Below are 20,405 nucleotides of genomic sequence, written 5' to 3'. Positions count from 1 at the left end.
AGCGGCCAAATAGTCGACGCATATCAATTGACATTGGCGGGGGAATCCCCAAGATAGTGAGTTTGGTATTGGCGATGTCAGCCAGCAAGGTTTGGATGACGTAACAGGTCGAGCAATATTTAGGGGCAAGCACTTAAGTTTAAGGACATGCAGTAGATGGTATCTGTTAGAGAAGCACATTTTAAAGACACAGATTTTCAATTGACCGAATGGGTTAATCGTTATCTGAGTGACGCCGATGACGCCAGCACCTTACTTGCGCTAATAAAGCAGGTCGAGGCCCTGGTGGCGAAACATGATGCTAACGATACCCTGTTGATTGGCCGCGCCCGCGAGCTGATTGAGATCTTAGCGCCGCTCAACATGGATATCGAGACCCTGCAGGCGGCGGTGATCTTCGTGGTGTTCGATGCCGGCCTCTTGACTGAGGAGCAGATGCTGGAGCTGTTTGGCGACAAGCTCACCACGCTAGTGAACAGTGTGGTGACCATGGACGCCATCGGCGCCCTCAAGGTCAACGAGCAGAGCCGCAACGCCGAGCCCCAGATAGACAACATACGTAAGATGCTGCTGGCCATGGTGGAAGATGTCCGCGCCGTGGTGATCAAATTGGCCGAGCGTATCTGCCTGCTGCGGGAAGTGAAAAATGCCGACGAAGAGACCCGTGTGCTGCTGGCGCGGGAGATTGCGGACATCTATGCGCCGTTGGCCAACCGCCTGGGCATAGGTCAGCTCAAGTGGGAGCTGGAAGATATCTCCTTCCGTTATCTGCATCCTGATACCTATAAAGAGATTGCCAAGCAGCTCGATGGTAAGCGGATGGACCGTGAGATCTACATAGAGAACTTCGTCAATCAGTTGCAGCAGCGTCTGGACGAGGAGCAGATCCGCGCCAAGGTCTATGGCAGGCCTAAACATATTTACAGCATCTGGAAGAAGATGCGCGGCAAAGATCTCACTTTCGATGAGCTGTTTGACGTGCGCGCCGTGCGTATCGTCACCGAGCGCCTGCAGGACTGTTACGGCGCCCTGGGTGTGGTGCATACCCTTTGGCACCATATTCCAAAAGAGTTCGACGACTATGTCGCCAACCCTAAACCCAATGGTTATCAGTCGATTCACACCATAGTGGTGGGCCCAGAGGGCAAGACGGTGGAGATCCAGATCCGCACCGAGCAGATGCATGAAGATGCCGAGCTGGGGGTGGCCGCCCACTGGAAGTATAAAGAGGGCACTACGGGTAAGCAGAGCGGCTACGAAGAGAAGATCAACTGGCTGCGTAAGATCCTGCAGTGGCAGGAAGATGTGGCCGAGAGTGGCAACCTGGTGGATGAGGTTCGCAGTCAGGTGTTTGAAGACAGAGCCTATGTCTTCACCCCGAACGGCGACGTGGTGGATCTGCCCATGGGCTCCACCGTGCTGGATTTCGCCTATTATATTCACTCACAGGTAGGCCATAAGTGTATCGGCGCCAAGGTGGACGGTCGCATCGTGCCCTTCACCTACCAGGTGGAGACCGGCGAGCGGGTCGAGATCATCACTTCCAAGCACCCTAACCCTAAGCGGGATTGGCTCAATCCTAACCTGGGATATATCAAGGCGTCGCGTACACGCTCTAAGATCCAGCACTGGTTCAAGCAGCAAGACAGGGACAAGAATATCGTCGCCGGGCGCGAGATGCTCGAGGCCGAGCTGGCACGTTCTGGATTGACCCTGAAAGATGCCCACAGCGCCGTGGAGCGTTTCAATATGGTGGGGATGGATGACCTACTGGCCGGTATCGGCGGCGGGGACGTCAGGCTCAACCAGGTGGTCAACCACGTACAGAGCCGGATGCGGGTCAACGAGGTCTCCGAAGAGGAGGCCCTTGAAGATCTGCTGAAGAAAAACCAGGCGCGCTCAACCGGAAAAGGCAAGGGCCAGGTCGAGGTTAACGGTGTCGGTAATCTGCTCAGCCATATCGCCAAGTGTTGCCAGCCGGTGCCGGGAGATGAGATCTTCGGCTTTATCACCAAAGGCAGGGGGATCTCTGTGCACAGGGCCGACTGCGAGCAGGTTAAAGAACTGATGCGGGTGCATCCCGAGCGCAGCGTCGATGTGGTCTGGGGCGAGAACTACTCAGGTGGCTATAAACTTAAGCTCAAGGTGTTGGCTAACGATCGTAGCGGTCTGCTGAGAGATCTCACCTCTGTGCTGGCGGCGGAGAAATCCAACGTGTTGGCCATGAGCTCATCGTCGGATGTGAAGACCCAGACGGCGGCTATCGAGCTGGAACTTGAGCTGTATAACCTGGAAGGTCTATCCAGAGTGATCGCCAAGCTGTCTCAGGTGAGCGGCGTCATCGAGGCGCGACGTCTCTAGTGGCTTGGTGAGCCCGAATATCTAAGCGCAGATAGAAATCACAAAGTTCACAGATGATAAGAGTAAGAGGCGGCCCAGGCCGCCTTTTTGATGAGGTAAGCGATGCAGAGTAAATCAGATATCCAAAGACTGCTGACCATCATGGAGCGGCTCAGAGATCCACAGACAGGTTGCCCCTGGGACAAGGCCCAGAGCTATCAGACCATAGTGCCCTTTACCCTGGAAGAAGCCTTTGAGGTGGCCGATACCATAGAGCGCGGCGCCTTGGATGAACTACCCGGTGAGCTTGGAGACCTGCTGTTTCAGGTGATCTTCTATTGCCAGCTGGGCAAGGAGCAGGGCAGGTTCGATTTCGATCTGGTGGTGGAGAAGATCTGTACTAAGCTCACTGAGCGTCATCCCCATGTGTTTGGCGAGATGACTCAGGCATCCAGCGAGTCGGTACGTGAAACTTGGGAGAGCATCAAGGCCAAGGAGCGCGCCGGGCGCTCGCTACATTCGGTGCTTGATGATATTCCGCGCTCACTGCCGGCCCTGACCCGCGCCGCCAAGGTGCAACGCCGAGTGGCGACCGTGGGTTTCGACTGGAATGACTTAGGGCCTGTGGTGGCCAAGATCCATGAGGAGATTGACGAGGTGATGGTGGAGGTTGCCGCCCAGGACAGAGACAAGATGGAAGATGAGCTGGGAGACCTGCTATTTGCCGTGGTGAATCTGGCCAGACACCTCAAGCTGGACCCAGAGCAGGCGCTGCGCCGGGCGACCAATAAGTTCGAACATCGCTTTCGCGGCGTCGAGACCTTAGCAGCCCAGTCGGGTAAAGCGATGCAGGAGCATAGCCTCACTGAACTGGATGCCTATTGGGAGCAAGTCAAGCGAAATGATCCCCTAAAAGGCTAAAATAGTTGCTGTTACCTATTTGTCGAATCCAAAGGGCTTTGATATAATAACGCCCCGTCCTAGTGCTTTCTTACAAGCACATATTTCCAACTCATTTTCTCAGGTTCAGCATGACTACAAGGTATATCTTCGTTACTGGTGGCGTGGTTTCATCACTAGGTAAAGGCATTGCAGCAGCATCATTGGCGGCAATTTTAGAGGCTCGGGGCCTTAACGTAACCATTATGAAGCTGGATCCTTATATTAACTTGGATCCGGGTACCATGAGCCCAACCCAGCACGGTGAAGTATTTGTCACCGAAGATGGCGCTGAAACTGACCTCGACCTGGGTCACTACGAACGTTTCATCCGTACCAAGATGAACCGTCGTAACAACTTCACCACGGGTCGTATCTATGAGGAAGTGCTGCGCAAAGAGCGTCGTGGCGACTACCTAGGGGCCACCATTCAGGTGATCCCACACATCACCAATGCGATTAAAGAGAAAGTGCTTGAGGGCGGAGAAGGGCACGACGTGGCGATCGTTGAGATCGGCGGTACCGTAGGTGATATAGAGTCATTGCCTTTCCTTGAGTCTATTCGTCAGTTGGGCGTAGAACTTGGCCGTGATCGTACCCTGTTTATGCATTTGACCCTGGTGCCTTTCCTGGGCGCGGCGGGCGAAGTGAAGACCAAGCCGACACAACACTCGGTGAAAGAGCTGCGTTCAATCGGTATCGCGCCAGACGTACTGGTTTGCCGTGGTGACCGTGCGATTCCGTCTAACGAGAAGGCAAAGATCTCGCTATTCTGTAACGTTGAAGAGCGCGCCGTGATCTCGCTGAAAGATGTCGATAGCATCTACAAGATCCCTGCACTGCTGAAGGCGCAGGGTTTGGACGATCTGGTCACCAAGCGTTTCGGCCTTGAGTGTAGAGAAGCCGATCTGTCTGAGTGGGAAAACGTTATCTATCAAGAAGCCAACCCAACCGGTGAAGTCACTATAGGTATGGTGGGCAAGTACACCGAACTTCCAGATGCTTACAAGTCGGTGAACGAAGCGTTGAAACATGCCGGCCTGTTTAACCGCGTGTCAGTTAACATCAAGTATATCGATTCCCAAAATATCGAAGCCAAGGGCACTGAAGTGCTGGAAGGCCTTGATGGTATCCTGGTACCGGGCGGCTTCGGTGAGCGCGGCGTCGAAGGCAAGATCATGGCGGCTCAGTATGCCCGTGAGAACAACCTTCCTTATTTCGGTATCTGTCTGGGTATGCAGGTTGCACTGATCGAGTTTGCGCGACACGTGGCTGGTTTAGAAAATGCGCATTCAACCGAGTTCAACAAGGATACGCCGCATCCAGTTGTGGGCTTGATCACAGAATGGATTGACGAAAAAGGTAATATCGAACAACGTCATGAAGAATCAGATCTCGGTGGCACCATGCGTCTAGGCGCGCAGCTGTGTCATCTGATCGAAGGTACTAAGGCGGCGGAAGCTTACAAGGGATTGACCTGTGTAGAGCGCCACCGTCATCGTTACGAAGTGAACAACACATACAGAGAACGTTTAGAGAAAGCCGGCTTGGTATTCAGCGGTCTGTCGACAGATCGTCAGCTGGTTGAAATGATTGAACTCCCTAACCACCCATGGTTCGTGGCGGGTCAGTTCCACCCTGAATTTACATCAACGCCTCGCGATGGTCAGCCATTGTTCCAAGGTTTCGTTGCTGCAGCCGTTGCGTACCAAAAACGCGATTTAGGCTAATCTATATACAAGGGCCGCTTCCGACTCTCGGAGGCGGCTTTTTTGTTTCAGATGATGTAAATTTAGCGATAAGAATTTTAGTTTTGCATTAACTTTTAAACTTAAATCTTAAACTTAAAGTCGAGGAAATTATGGCTAAAATTATCAATGTCATTGGTCGCGAGATCATGGATTCACGCGGTAACCCAACGGTTGAAGCGGAAGTGCATCTAGATGGTGGTTTCGTAGGCATGGCAGCTGCTCCATCTGGTGCATCTACCGGTAGCCGCGAAGCACTAGAGCTGCGTGATGGTGACAAGAGCCGTTACATGGGTAAAGGCGTTTTGACCGCTGTGGCTAATATCAATGGTCAGATCCGTGATGCCCTAATGGGTAAAGATGCGACGGCGCAAGCCGAGCTGGATCAGATCATGATCGACCTGGATGGCACTGAAAACAAAGACAAGCTGGGCGCTAACGCTATCTTAGCCGTGTCTCTGGCTGCTGCTAAAGCCGCTGCTGCCTTCAAAGGCATGCCGCTGTACGCGCACATCGCCGAGCTAAACGGTACTCCTGGCCAGTACTCTATGCCTGTGCCTATGATGAACATCCTTAACGGTGGTGAGCACGCCGACAACAACGTTGATATCCAAGAGTTCATGGTTCAGCCTGTTGGTGCTAAGAGCTTCCGTGAAGCGCTACGCATGGGCGCCGAGATCTTCCACAACCTGAAGAAGGTTCTGCAAGAGAAGGGTCTTAACACTGCAGTGGGTGATGAAGGTGGTTTCGCGCCTAACTTAGCGTCTAACGCCGATGCACTGGCGGTTATCAAAGTTGCGGTAGAAAAAGCCGGTTACAAGCTGGGTGAAGACGTGACACTGGCCCTTGACTGTGCAGCCTCTGAATTCTACAAAGACGGTCAATATGACCTGTCTGGCGAAGGCAAGGTATTTGACTCAAACGGTTTCTCTGACTTCCTGAAGTCTCTGACCGAAGAGTACCCAATCGTGTCTATCGAAGATGGTCTGGACGAGTCAGATTGGGATGGCTGGGCTTACCAGACTCAAATCCTTGGCGACAAGATCCAACTAGTAGGTGACGATCTGTTCGTAACCAACACTAAGATCCTGAGCCGTGGTATCGAGAACAAGATCGCTAACTCTATCCTGATCAAGTTCAACCAGATTGGTTCTCTGACCGAGACGCTGGCGGCAATCCGCATGGCGAAAGACGCAGGCTACACTGTGGTTATTTCTCACCGTAGCGGCGAGACCGAAGATGCGACCATCGCTGATCTGGCGGTAGCGACTGCGGCTGGCCAAATCAAGACGGGTTCTCTGTGTCGTAGTGACCGTGTTGCTAAGTACAACCAACTGCTACGTATCGAAGAGCAGTTAGGTGAAAAAGCACCTTACAAGGGTCGTAGCGAGATCAAAGGCCAAGCATAACCGAGTTTTTACGGTTAATTTGGTAAAAGGCCACCACTTGGTGGCCTTTTTTGTTGTAATATCAGTTCAGCCTTTTAACAGAGATAAAGCCCATTAAGGATGAAGCGACTTCTTATCGCCATGTTTGTGCTGCTTGGTCTGCTCCAGTATCGACTCTGGTGGGGACAAAATAGCCTTCCCGAATCTTTTCAGCTGCAGGAACAGATCAAGTTGCAGCGCGAGAGTAACGCCAAACTCATCGAACGAAATCAGGTACTCAAAGAAGAGATTCTCGACCTTAGACGCGGTACCGAGGCGCTGGAAGAACGCGCCCGTAACGAGCTGGGGATGGTGAAACAGGGAGAGACCTTCTTTCGTGTAGTGGGTGAGCCTCAGCGTAAAGCCGAGATTGGCGAGCAGTAGGCTCAGCCGGTTTCGCCTAAAAAGTGACACGAGTTAACATCTATGATTAGTCGCATACAAGAGCTGGTTGCTATTGTGCCCGCCGCCGGGATCGGCGCGCGAATGGGCGCCGAGATCCCCAAGCAATATCTGATGTTAAATCATCAACCTATCCTGGCGCACACCCTAGATCGCCTACTGGAACATCCACGCATCGACAAGGTGATTATTGCCCTAAGCCCTGAAGATACCCATTTCGCCAAGCTGAGCCAGGCGAGCCACCCCCAGCTGATGACTGTTGTTGGCGGCAAAGAGCGCGCCGATTCTGTGCTGAGCGCCCTCAATGTCGCATCTCAATCTGCCTGGGCGCTTGTGCATGACGCGGCCCGTCCCTGCTTAAGTGCGGCCGATATCGATAAGCTGATCGCCGCCTGTGAGACAGAAACAGGTAATCAGCAGGGCGCCATCCTCGCCATGCCGGTACGCGACACCATGAAGCGTTCGGGTAAAGGCGGCGCGATACAAGAGACAGTATGCCGCGAGAACCTCTGGCATGCGCTCACTCCCCAGCTGTTTCCCGTGATCAGCCTTAAGCAGAATCTGACTGATGCGCTGGCGGCGCAGGTCGCCATTACCGATGAGGCCTCTGCGATGGAGTGGGCCGGTGGCCAGCCGCTGTTGGTAAGCGGGCGTTTCGATAACATCAAGGTGACCCATCCAGAGGATCTGCAACTGGCGGCGCTCTATCTACAAGCGGCCGCCAGTGACCCCAATTCCAGAACAGGTGAATGACAGATGAATATACGTATCGGCCATGGTTTCGATGTGCATAAATTTGGCGGCGAGTTGCCGCTGATCTTAGGCGGCGTTGAAGTCCCCTATGACACTGGCTTGGTGGCCCATTCGGATGGCGATGTGGTGCTGCATGCCATCTCAGATGCGATTCTCGGCGCCATGGCGCTTGGAGATATAGGTAAACATTTCCCCGATACCGACCCAGACTTTAAGGGGGCCGACAGCCGCGTGCTGCTACGTCATTGCTACCAGCTGGCGCTGGATAAGGGCTATAGGCTGGGTAACCTGGACGTCACCATAATTGCCCAGGCCCCTAAGATGCTGCCACACATTCAGGCGATACGCGAGTGTCTGAGCAAGGATCTTGAAAGTGACATAGAGGCGATCAACGTCAAGGCCACCACCACAGAGAAGCTTGGCTTTACCGGACGCAAAGAGGGGATAGCGGTGGAAGCCGTGGTGCTGATGTGCGCCGCCCCGAGATAAGAGAGAGTTATGACCCCACTACATTATTTGCATGGCGAGCCTGAGGCGAGCGCCGACCTAAGAACCTTCAATAGCGATTTTATCGTGCAGGAGATCTTGCCATTTCTTCCGACGGGCGAGGGCGAGCATCACATGCTGCACATTCGCAAGGAGGGGTTAAATACCGCCGATGTGGCGCGCATGCTCTCAAGCTTTGCCGGCGTGCACCCGAAAGAGGTGACCTTTGCCGGCCAGAAAGACAGACACGCCATCACTGAGCAGTGGTTTGGGGTGCGTATTCCCGGTAAGAGCATGCCAGACTGGCAGTCGCTCAATAGCGAGCAGCTTACCGTGCTATCAAGCGCCCGTCATGGTAAGAAGCTGCGCACCGGCGCCCTGGCCGGTAACCGCTTTATCCTGACTCTAAGGGCCGTGTCTGACATGGACGCACTGGTGCGGCGCATCGAGCTGATTAAAGCCACAGGCGTGCCTAACTATTTTGGCGAGCAGCGTTTCGGCCATGACGGAAAGAACCTGATTTTCGGTCGTCAGATGCTCTCGGGCAAAAAGAAGGTGAAAGACAGAAATAAGCGTAGCATCTACCTCTCGGCGGTGCGCTCTCATCTCTTTAATCAGGTAGTGAGTGAGCGACTTCGTCTACACCAGCTCAATACACTCGATGGTGACTGTGTGATGTTGGCTGGCAGCAAGAGCTACTTCGTGGCCAATCCCTGGGATGAAGCGCTTTATGCTCGTCTGGCGGAAAACGATATTCAACTCTCGGCGCCCATGTGGGGTCGGGGCCAGGCGCTGAGTGAGGCCGAGGCGTTAGCCTTCGAGCAGGGCGTTTGTGGTCAGTATCCTGAAGATCTTGCCGGCCTTGAGCAGGCGGGGCTCAATCAGGAGCGCCGCCCGCTGCTCCTCGAGCCGCAGCAGCTGAGCTATGAGATCCAGGAAGACACCTTAGTGATAAAGTTCGCCCTGCCGGCTGGCAGCTTTGCCACCTCAGTGCTGCGGGAACTGGTGAATTATCAAGATGTCAAAGAGCGGGAATATCAGGCCAGAAAGGCCGCAGCGAGCGAGCAAGCCCATGATTAAGATATTGGTAAGCAATGACGATGGCATCACTGCGCCGGGGATCGCGGCGCTGTCCAATGCCCTGGCGAAGCACTATGAGGTGATGACGGTCGGTCCGGATCGCAACTGTTCGGGTGCCAGCAACTCGTTAACCTTGACTAACCCTTTGCGAATTAATAAGTTAGATAATGGTTATATTTCCGTCAGTGGTACGCCGACCGATTGTGTGCATCTGGCGATTCGCGAGTTTTATGCCCATGAACCGGATATCGTGGTTTCTGGCATCAACGCCGGTGCGAACATGGGGGATGATACCCTTTATTCCGGCACCGTCGCCGCGGCGATGGAGGGGCGTTTCCTGGGCTTGCCGGCGATTGCCATCTCTCTGGTGGGCCGAGAGCTGAAGCACTATGACACGGCGGCCTACTACGCCTGTAAAATAGTCGCCGGTCTGATCGATAGCCCTATCGCGTCGGATCAGATTTTAAATGTGAATGTGCCGGATCTGCCGCTCGATGAGATCAAGGGCATTAGAGTGACCCGTCTGGGCGCCAGACACAGGGCCGAAGGCATGGTGCGTATGCAAGATCCTGCCGGACGGGAGATATTCTGGCTCGGCCCGCCGGGTGAAGAGCAAGACGCCAGCGAAGGCACAGATTTTCATGCCGTGGCCAACGGCTATGTGTCGGTGACCCCCTTAACGGTGGATCTGACCGCGTTTGAACAAGTATCAAAGATAAAGCAATGGATAGAGCAATTATGAATGGGGTAGCCACTACGGCGGCATTGAATCTGGCACGTCACCTTCAGGGGGCGGGAGTCGCTAATGCCGATGTCTTAGCAGTGGTGGCGAAAACGCCAAGAGAACTATTTCTCGATGCGGCCCTGGGCCATAAGGCCTATGAAAATACTGCTCTGCCCATAGGACAGGGGCAAACCATCTCTCAGCCTTATATCGTGGCGCGCATGACAGAACTCCTGTTAGAGTCGCGTCCCAAAAGGGTGCTGGAGATAGGCACAGGCTCTGGCTATCAGGCGGCTATTTTAGCGCAGCTGGTGGATGAGCTATGCACGGTTGAGCGGATCAAGAGTCTGCAGATCCAGGCGCGACAGCGTCTCAAGCGACTCGACCTGCATAATGTCTCCTTTAAGTATGGCGACGGCTGGAAAGGGTGGGCCAACAAGGGGCCCTTCGACGCCATCATGGTGACGGCGGCGGCCAGCAGTGTGCCACAGGCGCTACTGCAACAGCTGGCCGATGGTGGCGTGCTGGTGATCCCTGTCGGCGAGGAGACACAGCAACTGATGCGTGTGGTTCGTAAGGGCGATCAATTTCATTCCCAGACCATAGAGATGGTGAAGTTTGTGCCTTTGGTCAATGGTGAACTTGCCTAGTGGCTGTCATCTGGTGCGCCGACGCTAAGGGAATAGGGGAGCCGCTATGCTAAGCGCCCCGAGTCGGTGGAGGTTTTGTCAAAAGCCAGTAGGTATACTGTGTGCTTTAATGCTTAGCTGTCTGCTGAGCGGCTGTAGTTTTCAGGCCCATACACCTGCTCCTGTGGTGAACGTTAACTCGCCGGTGAAGAAAGCTTATAAAAAGGGTGGCCTCACCTCCGACCACTACAAGGTCAAGCGCGGCGATACCCTCTATTCGATCGCCTGGGCGGCCAACAAAGATTTTTCCGAAATTGCCCGATATAACGGGCTTCGCAAGCCCTATACCATCTATCCTGGGCAGGTTTTAAAGCTTAAATCGACAAACGCTGTTACAAATAGCAAGACCCAGCGTAGCACTCAGGTATTGAGTAAAAAAACGCAACAAAATACAGCTAAAAATCAACCTAAACAAACAGTTAATTATAGTCAGCAGGCTAGCGTCAGTAAAATGGCACCGGCGAAAAAATCGCTTGATCGGGGCGATAAATCTGCGTACGCTGTAACAACTGGTCAACAAAATGTTAACGGCGTTATCCACAAGCCCAGTAGCACCCTACCAAAGAAGGTCCAGCGCTGGCATTGGCCCGTTAAAGGCAAGTTGATCGGCACATTCTCTACCAAGGAACAAGGTAATAAAGGGATTAAGATCGCAGGATCCCGAGGCGATCGCATTCAGGCAGCCGCCGATGGGCGAGTGGTGTATGCAGGAAATGCGCTAAGGGGATACGGCAATCTGGTGATCATTAAGCATAGCGATGACTATCTCAGTGCTTATGCTCATGCCGATAAGATCTTAGTAAAAGAGAAGCAGTTCGTTACCGCGGGACAAACGGTGGCGAAAATGGGACAGACGGGTACCAATAGGGTGATGCTGCATTTCGAGATACGGTATCACGGCAAATCCGTCGACCCACTTAAATTTTTGCCTAAATCATAATTTTATAGGCGCCATTTTGGCAATTGGAGGACAGTAAAGTGCAGTAAATTAGCATGTAAAATTTGGGAGAGCATATTATGGGTCGTAAACAATCTACCGCCGTGGCGGAGCCCTTAGTGGACTTGTCGAAGAATGAGTCTGATCTATCAGTGACCAACAGCAAGGAGGTTTTGAAAGACGCAGAACTAGAACAGCAAGTACAAGATGACTTACAAAAGAACTTAGATGCCACTCAGCTGTATTTAAGTGAAATTGGATTTTCCCCCCTATTGAGTGCGGAAGAGGAGGTTTATTTCTCACGTAAGGCCCTAAAAGGCTGTGAAAAATCTCGCAACCGTATGATTGAGAGTAATCTCAGACTCGTCGTAAAAATTGCACGTCGTTATAACAATCGTGGTTTAGCTTTACTGGATCTGATTGAAGAAGGTAACTTAGGTTTGATCCGCGCCGTCGAAAAGTTCGATCCCGAACGCGGCTTCCGTTTCTCAACCTATGCCACCTGGTGGATCCGCCAGACCATAGAACGTGCCATCATGAACCAAACCCGTACCATTCGCCTGCCTATTCATGTGGTGAAGGAGCTGAATGTTTACCTTCGTACCGCCAGGGAACTCGCGCACAAGCTAGATCATGAGCCAACCGCAGAAGAGATCGCCGAGCAGTTAGACCTGCCAAGCAGCGATGTTAGTAAGATGCTCAAGCTTAACGAGCGTATCACCTCGGTCGATACCCCACTGGGTGGTGACAACGATAAGGCACTGCTTGACGTATTAGCCGATGACGATTGTGTGGGTCCGGATTACAAGGTGCAAGACGACGATATGTCTAAGTCTGTTGTGCGCTGGCTCGACGAGCTGAACAGTAAGCAGAGAGAAGTACTTGCCCGTCGTTTCGGTCTGCTTGGTTATGAGCCATCGACCCTGGAAAATGTCGGTAAAGAGATAGGCCTGACTAGAGAGAGAGTACGCCAAATTCAGGTGGAAGCCCTGAAGCGGCTTCGAGATCTGCTCAGTGCTCAAGGATTATCGGTAGAAGCTATCTTCAGAGTGTAAAAGTGTATCGGGGTGTAGGCTAAAGGTTTGCCGTGGCTTTCTTGTTATCGCCTTTGTGAGCGGTCGGTAGAGACTGAAAGGTGGATAAGCAATGCTAGCGTCTTATGGAGAAACTCGCGGAAAGCGCCTTAAGGTGTAAACCTGTGTCTTGAAGGGCCGACCCCAGAATTAAAAAAAGCGCATCCAAAATGGTGCGCTTTTTTGCTGTCTAGATTTTGTAACTCGCTTTAGCTCTAGCTACTTTTAAGTGCTCAAATAGCTTAGCTTATAGGTGCTCGAAAGCTTAGCGTAGCTGCTTGAGCTCATAGAGAAGATCCAGCGCCTGTCTCGGCGTCAGGCTGTCGGGATCTATGGTATCTAACCTGTCCAGCGCCTGTGAGGTCTCCGGCATGGCCAGACTCAGCTGGGCCTGTCTCAGTTCAGGGAGCCCCTCCTCTCTATCCCGGCTCTCAAGATGATGCAGCTTGTGCTTGGCGGCCTGAACTACCTTGGCCGGAACACCAGCCAGCGCCGCGACTTGAAGGCCGTAACTCTTACTCGCCGCCCCCTCCTGCACCGCATGCATGAAGGCGATGGTGTCGTCATGCTCTATGGCATCGAGGTGCACGTTGGCCACATTTTCCATCTGTTCCGGCAGCTGGGTTAGCTCAAAATAGTGGGTGGCAAACAGGGTCATAGACTTTAAGTTCTGCGCCAGATGCTCGGCGGCGGACCAGGCCAGGGATAAGCCATCATAGGTCGAGGTGCCGCGGCCAATCTCATCCATCAATACAAGGCTCTCGGGCGTCGCGTTGTGTAGTATGTTGGCGGTTTCCGTCATCTCCACCATGAAGGTCGAGCGGCCGGAGGCGAGATCGTCCGCGGCGCCGATACGGGTAAAGATACGATCCACAGGGCCTATGGCGGCCTTCTGGGCCGGTACGAAGCTACCTATATGGGCCATAAGGGTGATCAGAGCCACCTGGCGCATATAGGTCGACTTACCGCCCATGTTAGGACCGGTGACGATCAGCATGCGCCTCGCCGGGTTGAGGCTGACAGGGTTGGCGATAAATGGCGTCTGACTGACGCGCTCGACCACTGGGTGTCTTCCCGCCTCGATATTTATGCCACTTTGGGCCGTGAGTTCTGGCCTGTGATAGTCCAGCTGCTCGGCGCGCTCGGCAAAGTTGGTGATCACATCAAGCTCGGCGGCGGCGCGGGCGAAGGCCTGTAGCTCGTGCAGGCGGGGCATTAATAGATCGAACAGTTCTTCCCATAGCTGTTTCTCTAACGCCAGCGCCTTGCCCTGACTGGAGAGTACCTTCTCCTCATGCTCTTTAAGCTCGGCGACGATATAACGCTCGGTATTTTTTAAGGTTTGTCTGCGCTGGTAGCTCATAGGCACCAGATCCGACTCGCGGCGACTCACCTCTATGTAGTAGCCGTGCACCCGGTTGTAGCCCACCTTCAGAGTCGAGGCGCCGGTGGCAGCCTTCTCCCGGGCTTCCAGCTCGGCGAGGTAGTCGGTCGCTCCCTGGCTGAGTTTGCGCCATTCATCTAGCTCGCTGTGATAGCCCTCTTTGATCACGCCGCCGTCGCGGATCAGCATAGGCGGATTGTCGACGATGGCGCGGCTGAGCAAGGCATGCTCCTCGGGGAAGTCTCCCAGGTGACTCGAGAGCGCCTTGAGGTGCAGGCTGTTGCAGTCAGCCAGCTGCTGCTGTATCTCGGGCAGCAGGGCTAGTGCCTGACGCAGACGGGCAAAGTCACGCGGGCGGGCACTACGAATGGCCAGACGCGCCGTGATACGTTCTATGTCGCCCAGGGCTTTTAGCTGTTCATGCAGGTTCTCGTGATAGCCGTTGTCCAGCAGCTCGTCAATGGCATCATGACGGGCGCGGATGATGTTATGGTTGCGCAGCGGCTCATGGATCCAGCGCTGCAACATACGGCTGCCCATGGGGGTCGCCGTGTTATCCAGTACCGAGGCCAGGGTGTTGTCGCTACCGCCTTGCAGGTTACGGGTCAGCTCCAGATTCTTACGGGTGGCCGCGTCCAGTACTATGCTGTCGCACTGATTGAAGCGGGTGATGGCGTTGATATGGGGCAGGGCGGTCCGCTGGGTATCTTTCACATACTGGATAAGACAGCCAGCCGCCTGTAGCGATAGCCTGACTTCTCCCAGGCCAAAGCCATAGAGATCTTTGGTGCCGAACTGTTCCAGCAGTAGCTTGTAGCTGGTGTCGTAGTCGAACTCCCATTCGGGGCGGCGACGCTTACCCGACAGTGAGGCGATCAAAGCCGGCTCGCTGAAATCTTCGCTGTAGAGCAGCTCCGCTGGATTGGTGCGTTGCAGCTCGGCTTCCAGCGCCTCTTTGCTGGCCAGTTCGGTGACCACGAAGCGTCCGGATGAGACATCCAGGGTCGCATAACCAAAACCCACCTTGCCGTGATAGACGGCGGCCAGCAGGTTGTCCTGCCGCTCCTGCAGCAGGGCCTCATCTGTAAGAGTTCCCGGGGTGACGATGCGAACAATCTTACGTTCTACCGGCCCCTTGGTGGTGGCGGGATCGCCTATCTGCTCGCAGATCGCCACAGATACCCTGAGCTGCACCAGCTTTGCCAGGTAGCCTTCCACCGCATGGTAGGGGATGCCTGCCATGGGGATAGGATCGCCGCCACTCTTGCCACGCGCCGTGAGGGAGATCCCCAGCAGTTCTGAGGCCCGCTTAGCATCGTCGTAGAAGAGCTCGTAAAAATCTCCCATACGATAAAAAAGCAACATATCGGGTGTTTCGGCTTTCAGCGTCAGATATTGACGCATCATGGGGGTGTGCTTTTCAAGATGTTGAGTATCGACGGCGTTCATGAATTAACCAAGGTATCCTGCTACAAAAATGTCTGTCATAGCCCTGCGGCCAGCACAGAATGAATGGCCACAATACTAACAATAAATTGATGGCGGTTGCGCATTTATCCTGTCTGTTTGGATAAATTTAGTGCTAATGCGCTCGGGAAAATTTGACCGGCTTTGGTTAAGGCCGGATAAAAATAATCGCATACAGTACTTGATACTGTATGATTGTACAGTATACTAGGTTGCATATTGAGACAGCCTAAAGCGATGCGGAAACGGTCTGCGGGCTTTAACTTAACGGATACCCCACAGCGCAGCGTCTGTGATTGAGAGGAAAGCAGAATGAAGATTGATGCGAATAAAGAGAAAGCCCTGAGCGCGGTCCTTGGCCAGATTGAGAAGCAGTTTGGTAAAGGCTCTATCATGAAGTTAGGTGAAAACCGCTCTATGGATGTTGAGACTATCTCAACGGGTTCTCTGTCGCTTGACATTGCATTGGGTGCAGGCGGTCTGCCACTGGGTCGTATCGTTGAGATCTATGGTCCTGAATCTTCGGGTAAAACCACCCTGACACTGGAAGTGATTGCCGCTGCCCAGCGTGAAGGTAAGGTTTGTGCCTTCATCGACGCCGAGCACGCACTGGATCCTATCTATGCACAAAAACTCGGTGTGGATATCGATAACCTGCTGTGTTCTCAGCCTGATACAGGTGAACAGGCGCTTGAGATCTGTGACGCCCTGACTCGCTCTGGTGCCGTCGACGTGATCATCGTCGACTCGGTTGCCGCCCTTACGCCTAAGGCGGAAATTGAGGGTGAGATCGGTGATTCTCACATGGGCCTTGCTGCGCGTATGATGAGCCAGGCGATGCGTAAGCTAGCGGGTAACCTCAAGCAATCAAACACCTTGCTGATCTTCATCAACCAGATCCGTATGAAGATAGGCGTGATGTTCGGTAACCCTGAGACCACTACCGGTGGTAACGCACTTAAGTTCTACGCCTCTGTTCGTCTGGATATTCGCCGCACCGGCGCCATCAAGGATCGTGAAGAGGTCATTGGTAACGAGACTCGCGTTAAGGTGGTGAAGAACAAGATTGCCGCGCCATTCAAACAGGCAGAGTTCCAGATCCTTTATGGTGAAGGTATTAACCGTACCGGTGAGTTGGTAGACCTTGGTGTGATGCACAAGCTGATTGAAAAGTCAGGCGCCTGGTACAGCTACAAGGGTGACAAGATTGGCCAGGGCCGTGCCAATGCCGGTAAATACCTGATAGAGAACCCAGAGATTGGCGCCGAAATCGACCAGGCACTACGTGCCATGTTGCTTGGCGGTGGTCAAGCGGTGGCTCAGTCGGCCACAGGCGATGAGAACGTCGACCTGGAAACCGGTGAAGTATTTTAAGCTCGCTGAGTCAACTAAGCCTTGCCTTAAGACTCTGGCTTTGTAATGACAATGATTTTGTTATGACTATGGTTTCTCAATGACTATGTCGGCGATGCAAGTCGCGGTGAGCCTGCTGGCCCGCCGCGATTATTCCCGCTATCAGATAAAGAGTAAGCTGACTCAGAAAGGCTTTCTGGATGGCGAGATAGAGGCTGTTCTTGGTCAATGTGAAAGCCAAGGATATCTCGATGATGCCAGGTTTGCCGGGCTCTTGCTGCGCTCTCATATCGCTAAAGGCCATGGTCAGAACAAGATACGCCAATCTATGTCCCAGAAGGGGCTGACCAAAGAGATTATCGAGTCTAGCCTCAATCAGAGCGACTGCGACTGGTTCGAACTGGCGAGACAGAAGGCTGCTAAGAAATATGCCACTAGCGGCCCCATCCAAGATCAGAAAGAGCGCGCCAAACGAGTGCGTTATCTTCTCTCCCAAGGCTTTGGCTTCGATCAGGTTGCCTATGCCTTAGAGGTCGACCCAGACTTCGACTAATATCCTCATCCTTACCAGGACCAATACTGGGCTCTAGTTCACTATCCTGATCTCGTTTTATCTCCATTAGTACTCAGCCTCTATAAGACCCAATTGAAACTCAGGCTTTTTACGCTTTCTTTGGGGATCCTCGGCTAAAGCACTGGTTGTTCATCTATAGACTGCTTATAATGCTGGGCTAACTGAGCATCGTCGGTGAGCCTTTTGCTTTCATCGCTAAAATAATCAAATTCAGGATGATTTCATGTATCAAACCACTGCAGCGCTGAGAAGTGCTTTCTTGGAGTTTTTCCGCAGAAACGGTCACCAGGTTGTGGACAGCAGTTCACTGGTACCTGGCAATGATCCCACCTTGCTATTTACCAACGCAGGGATGAATCAATTTAAAGATGTTTTCCTTGGGGAAGACAAGCGCGACTACAGCCGCGCCACCACGGCACAGCGCTGCGTGCGCGCCGGTGGTAAGCACAACGACCTGGATAATGTCGGTTACACCGCACGTCATCACACTTTCTTCGAGATGCTGGGTAACTTCAGCTTCGGTGATTATTTCAAGCAAGATGCGATTCGCTTCGCCTGGACCTTCCTGACCGAAGAACTCAAGCTGCCAAAAGAGCGCCTTTGTGTCACCGTCTATGAGACAGACGATGAAGCCTTCGAGATCTGGAACAAAGAGATTGGCGTCGCGGCCGAGAACATCATCCGCATCGGCGATAACAAGGGAGCGGCATACGCCTCTGATAACTTCTGGCAGATGGGCGACACCGGTCCTTGCGGCCCTTGTACCGAGATCTTCTACGATCACGGCGAACACATCTGGGGCGGCCGTCCCGGCACACCGGAAGAAGATGGTGACCGCTTTATCGAGATCTGGAACATAGTATTCATGCAATACAACCGTCAAGCCGACGGCACCATGGATCCGCTGCCTAAGCCTTCTGTCGATACCGGCATGGGCATCGAGCGTATCGCTGCCATCATGCAGGGCGTCCACTCAAACTATGAGATCGATATCTTCCAGTCACTGATCAAGAAGACCGCCGAGATCCTCGGCGTGACCGATCTGGAGAACAAGTCGCTACGTGTTGTGGCCGACCATATCCGTTCTTGCGCCTTCTTAGTGGCCGATGGCGTGATGCCATCAAACGAGGGCCGTGGTTACGTATTGCGCCGCATCATCCGCCGCGCCGTGCGTCATGGTAACAAGCTAGGTGCTACCGAGGCCTTCTTCTACAAGCTGGTCCCTACACTGATCGAAGTGATGGGCGATGCGGCTAAAGAATTAGTGGCGACCCAGGCAATCGTCGAAAAGGCGCTTAAGGCGGAAGAGGAGCAGTTTGCGCGTACGCTCGAACGTGGTCTTGGTATTCTCGACAATGCCCTGAGCCAGCTAGAGGGTAAGGAGCTTGATGGCGAGACCGCCTTTAAGCTGTACGACACCTATGGTTTCCCGGTTGATTTGACGGCTGACGTCTGCCGCGAGCGTGACATCACGGTCAATGAAGCTGGCTTCGAAGCGGCCATGGCCGAGCAGCGCAGTCGCGCCCAGGCGGCGGGTCAGTTCGATACGGATTACAACGACAGCCTGAAGATCGATGCCGAGACCGAGTTCTGCGGTTATAGCGATCTTAATGGCGAAGCCAAGGTCATCGGCCTCTATGTCGATGGTCAGGCGGTCGACGCGCTAGCCGAAGGCGACCAAGGTGTGGTGGTGCTCGATAGCACGCCATTCTATGGCGAATCTGGTGGCCAGTGTGGTGACAAGGGCCAGCTGAGCGCAGAAGGTGTCGAGTTCGAGGTGAAGGACACGCAAAAATATGGTCAGGCAATGGGTCATATAGGTCTGGTTAAGGCCGGCAGTATCGCTATGGGTCAAACCCTTAACGCTGCAGTAGACAAGAAGCTCAGACATCGCACCGAGTTGAACCACTCTGTGACTCACTTGCTGCACGCCGCGCTGCGTCAGGTGCTGGGCACTCACGTGAGCCAGAAGGGCTCTCTGGTTGAGCCTGAGCGTCTGCGTTTCGACTTCTCTCACTTCGAGGCAGTTAAGCGTGAAGAGCTCAAGCAGGTCGAAGATCTGGTTAACACTCAGATCCGTCGCAACCACGAGCTGAAGGCCGAGGTGATGGATATCGACCAGGCGAAAGAGAAAGGCGCCATGGCCTTGTTTGGTGAGAAATATGACTCTCAGGTTCGTGTGGTGACCATGGGTGATTTCTCTATCGAGCTGTGTGGTGGTACTCATGTGGGTCGCACTGGCGATATCGGTCTGTTTAAGATCACCTCTGAAGGCGGTATCGCAGCCGGTATCCGTCGTATCGAGGCGGTCACAGGGGCGGCTGCAATCGCCTATGTGGGTGAGCAGCAGGCGCAGCTTGAACAAGCCGCCGCGTTACTTAAGGGCGACAGCGCCTCGGTAGTGGCTAAGCTCAAAGCCCAGCTGGATAAGACTAAGCAACTCGAGAAAGAGCTATCTCAGCTTAAAGATAAGCTAGCGGCCGCGACCAGCGCCGATTTGGCCGGGGAGGCTCAGGAGCTTGCTGGCGTTAAGGTACTGGTTAAGCTGCTGGAAGGTGTTGAGGCCGGTGCACTGCGTGGCCTGCAGGATGAGCTTAAGCAGAAGCTGCAATCTGGCATAGTTGTGCTTGGCATCGCCGGAGATGCCAAGGTGAACCTGATTGCCGGCGTCACCAAAGACCTGACTGGTAAGGTCAAGGCCGGTGAGCTAGTGGCTATGGTGGCTGCTCAGGTGGGTGGTAAGGGCGGTGGACGCCCAGACATGGCCCAGGCCGGTGGCAGCGAGCCCGAGAAGTTAGCGGGCGCACTGGATTCTGTTATCCCTTGGTTGTCAGAACGTTTAGCCTAAGTTGCTTCAATAGAAAAAAGCGCTCCATGAGCGCTTTTTTTGTGCCATATTGATTGAAGCTTAAGCTGAGGTACAGTTTAAAGTGTTAAATTTAATGCTGGTTTAACTGACTGCCATTACTATCTTGGTTATCTGTCATGCCTGATCCCGATAAATCAGCGATGTGCGGCACATTTAAACG

At 53.6% G+C, this 20,405-nt stretch carries 16 protein-coding genes; 15 read left to right on the top strand and 1 reads right to left on the bottom strand.

Annotated elements, in window-relative coordinates; all coding sequences use genetic code 11:
- Window positions 1–156 precede the first annotated feature (156 nt).
- The 12 genes from relA to rpoS all read left to right on the top strand — a co-directional run bounded on the left by relA (window position 157) and on the right by rpoS (window position 12,580).
- Window positions 157–2,361 carry a GTP diphosphokinase gene (gene relA / locus K0H81_RS14045; RefSeq protein WP_144203326.1) on the top strand — a complete coding sequence of 735 codons (2,205 nt, stop codon included), beginning with the start codon at window positions 157–159 and terminating at the stop codon, window positions 2,359–2,361.
- A 102-nt stretch (window positions 2,362–2,463) separates the two neighbouring features.
- Complete coding sequence (gene mazG / locus K0H81_RS14040) at window positions 2,464–3,261, top strand: nucleoside triphosphate pyrophosphohydrolase (protein WP_220058721.1); 798 nt, start codon at window positions 2,464–2,466, stop codon at window positions 3,259–3,261.
- Window positions 3,262–3,371: 110 nt separating this feature from the next.
- Window positions 3,372–5,009 carry a CTP synthase gene (gene pyrG, locus K0H81_RS14035; protein WP_011865006.1) on the top strand — a complete coding sequence of 546 codons (1,638 nt, stop codon included), beginning with the start codon at window positions 3,372–3,374 and terminating at the stop codon, window positions 5,007–5,009.
- Window positions 5,010–5,140: 131 nt separating this feature from the next.
- The gene (gene eno / locus K0H81_RS14030) at window positions 5,141–6,436 is read left to right on the top strand and encodes a phosphopyruvate hydratase (RefSeq protein WP_011865007.1); all 1,296 of its coding nucleotides are present in this window, start codon (window positions 5,141–5,143) and stop codon (window positions 6,434–6,436) included.
- A gap of 99 nt (window positions 6,437–6,535) precedes the next feature.
- Window positions 6,536–6,838, top strand: a complete 303-nt coding sequence (ftsB, locus tag K0H81_RS14025; protein ID WP_144203330.1) for a cell division protein FtsB — start codon at window positions 6,536–6,538, stop codon at window positions 6,836–6,838.
- Window positions 6,839–6,880: 42 nt separating this feature from the next.
- A complete protein-coding gene (ispD, locus tag K0H81_RS14020; RefSeq protein ID WP_220058720.1) occupies window positions 6,881–7,609 on the top strand; it encodes a 2-C-methyl-D-erythritol 4-phosphate cytidylyltransferase in 729 nt (242 codons plus the stop codon).
- Window positions 7,610–7,612: 3 nt separating this feature from the next.
- Window positions 7,613–8,098, top strand: coding sequence for a 2-C-methyl-D-erythritol 2,4-cyclodiphosphate synthase (ispF, locus tag K0H81_RS14015; RefSeq protein WP_220058719.1), 486 nt, complete (start codon window positions 7,613–7,615; stop codon window positions 8,096–8,098).
- Window positions 8,099–8,107: 9 nt separating this feature from the next.
- Complete coding sequence (truD, locus tag K0H81_RS14010) at window positions 8,108–9,175, top strand: tRNA pseudouridine(13) synthase TruD (protein WP_220058718.1); 1,068 nt, start codon at window positions 8,108–8,110, stop codon at window positions 9,173–9,175.
- Window positions 9,168–9,917, top strand: a complete 750-nt coding sequence (gene surE / locus K0H81_RS14005; RefSeq protein WP_220058717.1) for a 5'/3'-nucleotidase SurE — start codon at window positions 9,168–9,170, stop codon at window positions 9,915–9,917. Before truD ends, surE begins: the two co-directional genes overlap by 8 nt.
- Complete coding sequence (locus tag K0H81_RS14000; RefSeq protein ID WP_220060866.1) at window positions 9,914–10,549, top strand: protein-L-isoaspartate(D-aspartate) O-methyltransferase; 636 nt, start codon at window positions 9,914–9,916, stop codon at window positions 10,547–10,549. Before surE ends, K0H81_RS14000 begins: the two co-directional genes overlap by 4 nt.
- Before the next feature lie 46 nt (window positions 10,550–10,595).
- Window positions 10,596–11,528 carry a peptidoglycan DD-metalloendopeptidase family protein gene (locus K0H81_RS13995; RefSeq protein ID WP_434086865.1) on the top strand — a complete coding sequence of 311 codons (933 nt, stop codon included), beginning with the start codon at window positions 10,596–10,598 and terminating at the stop codon, window positions 11,526–11,528.
- 77 nt (window positions 11,529–11,605) lie between these two features.
- Complete coding sequence (gene rpoS, locus K0H81_RS13990; RefSeq protein WP_011865015.1) at window positions 11,606–12,580, top strand: RNA polymerase sigma factor RpoS; 975 nt, start codon at window positions 11,606–11,608, stop codon at window positions 12,578–12,580.
- Between the two features lie 283 nt (window positions 12,581–12,863).
- Here the strand turns inward: rpoS and mutS are convergent, their stop codons facing one another.
- A complete protein-coding gene (mutS, locus tag K0H81_RS13985) occupies window positions 12,864–15,431 on the bottom strand; it encodes a DNA mismatch repair protein MutS (RefSeq protein ID WP_220058715.1) in 2,568 nt (855 codons plus the stop codon).
- Between the two features lie 330 nt (window positions 15,432–15,761).
- On the opposite strand from mutS, the gene recA reads away from it, so the two are divergent.
- From recA to alaS, 3 genes are all read left to right on the top strand, one after another.
- Complete coding sequence (gene recA / locus K0H81_RS13980) at window positions 15,762–16,823, top strand: recombinase RecA (protein WP_220058714.1); 1,062 nt, start codon at window positions 15,762–15,764, stop codon at window positions 16,821–16,823.
- A 79-nt stretch (window positions 16,824–16,902) separates the two neighbouring features.
- Window positions 16,903–17,355, top strand: coding sequence for a recombination regulator RecX (gene recX, locus K0H81_RS13975; protein WP_220058713.1), 453 nt, complete (start codon window positions 16,903–16,905; stop codon window positions 17,353–17,355).
- Window positions 17,356–17,599: 244 nt separating this feature from the next.
- A complete protein-coding gene (gene alaS / locus K0H81_RS13970) occupies window positions 17,600–20,224 on the top strand; it encodes an alanine--tRNA ligase (protein WP_220058712.1) in 2,625 nt (874 codons plus the stop codon).
- The last annotated feature ends 181 nt before the right edge of the window (window positions 20,225–20,405 follow it).

Source organism: Shewanella halotolerans (assembly GCF_019457535.1).
GTDB lineage: Bacteria > Pseudomonadota > Gammaproteobacteria > Enterobacterales > Shewanellaceae > Shewanella > Shewanella halotolerans.
This window is presented reverse-complemented; position numbering and strand designations above follow the sequence as displayed.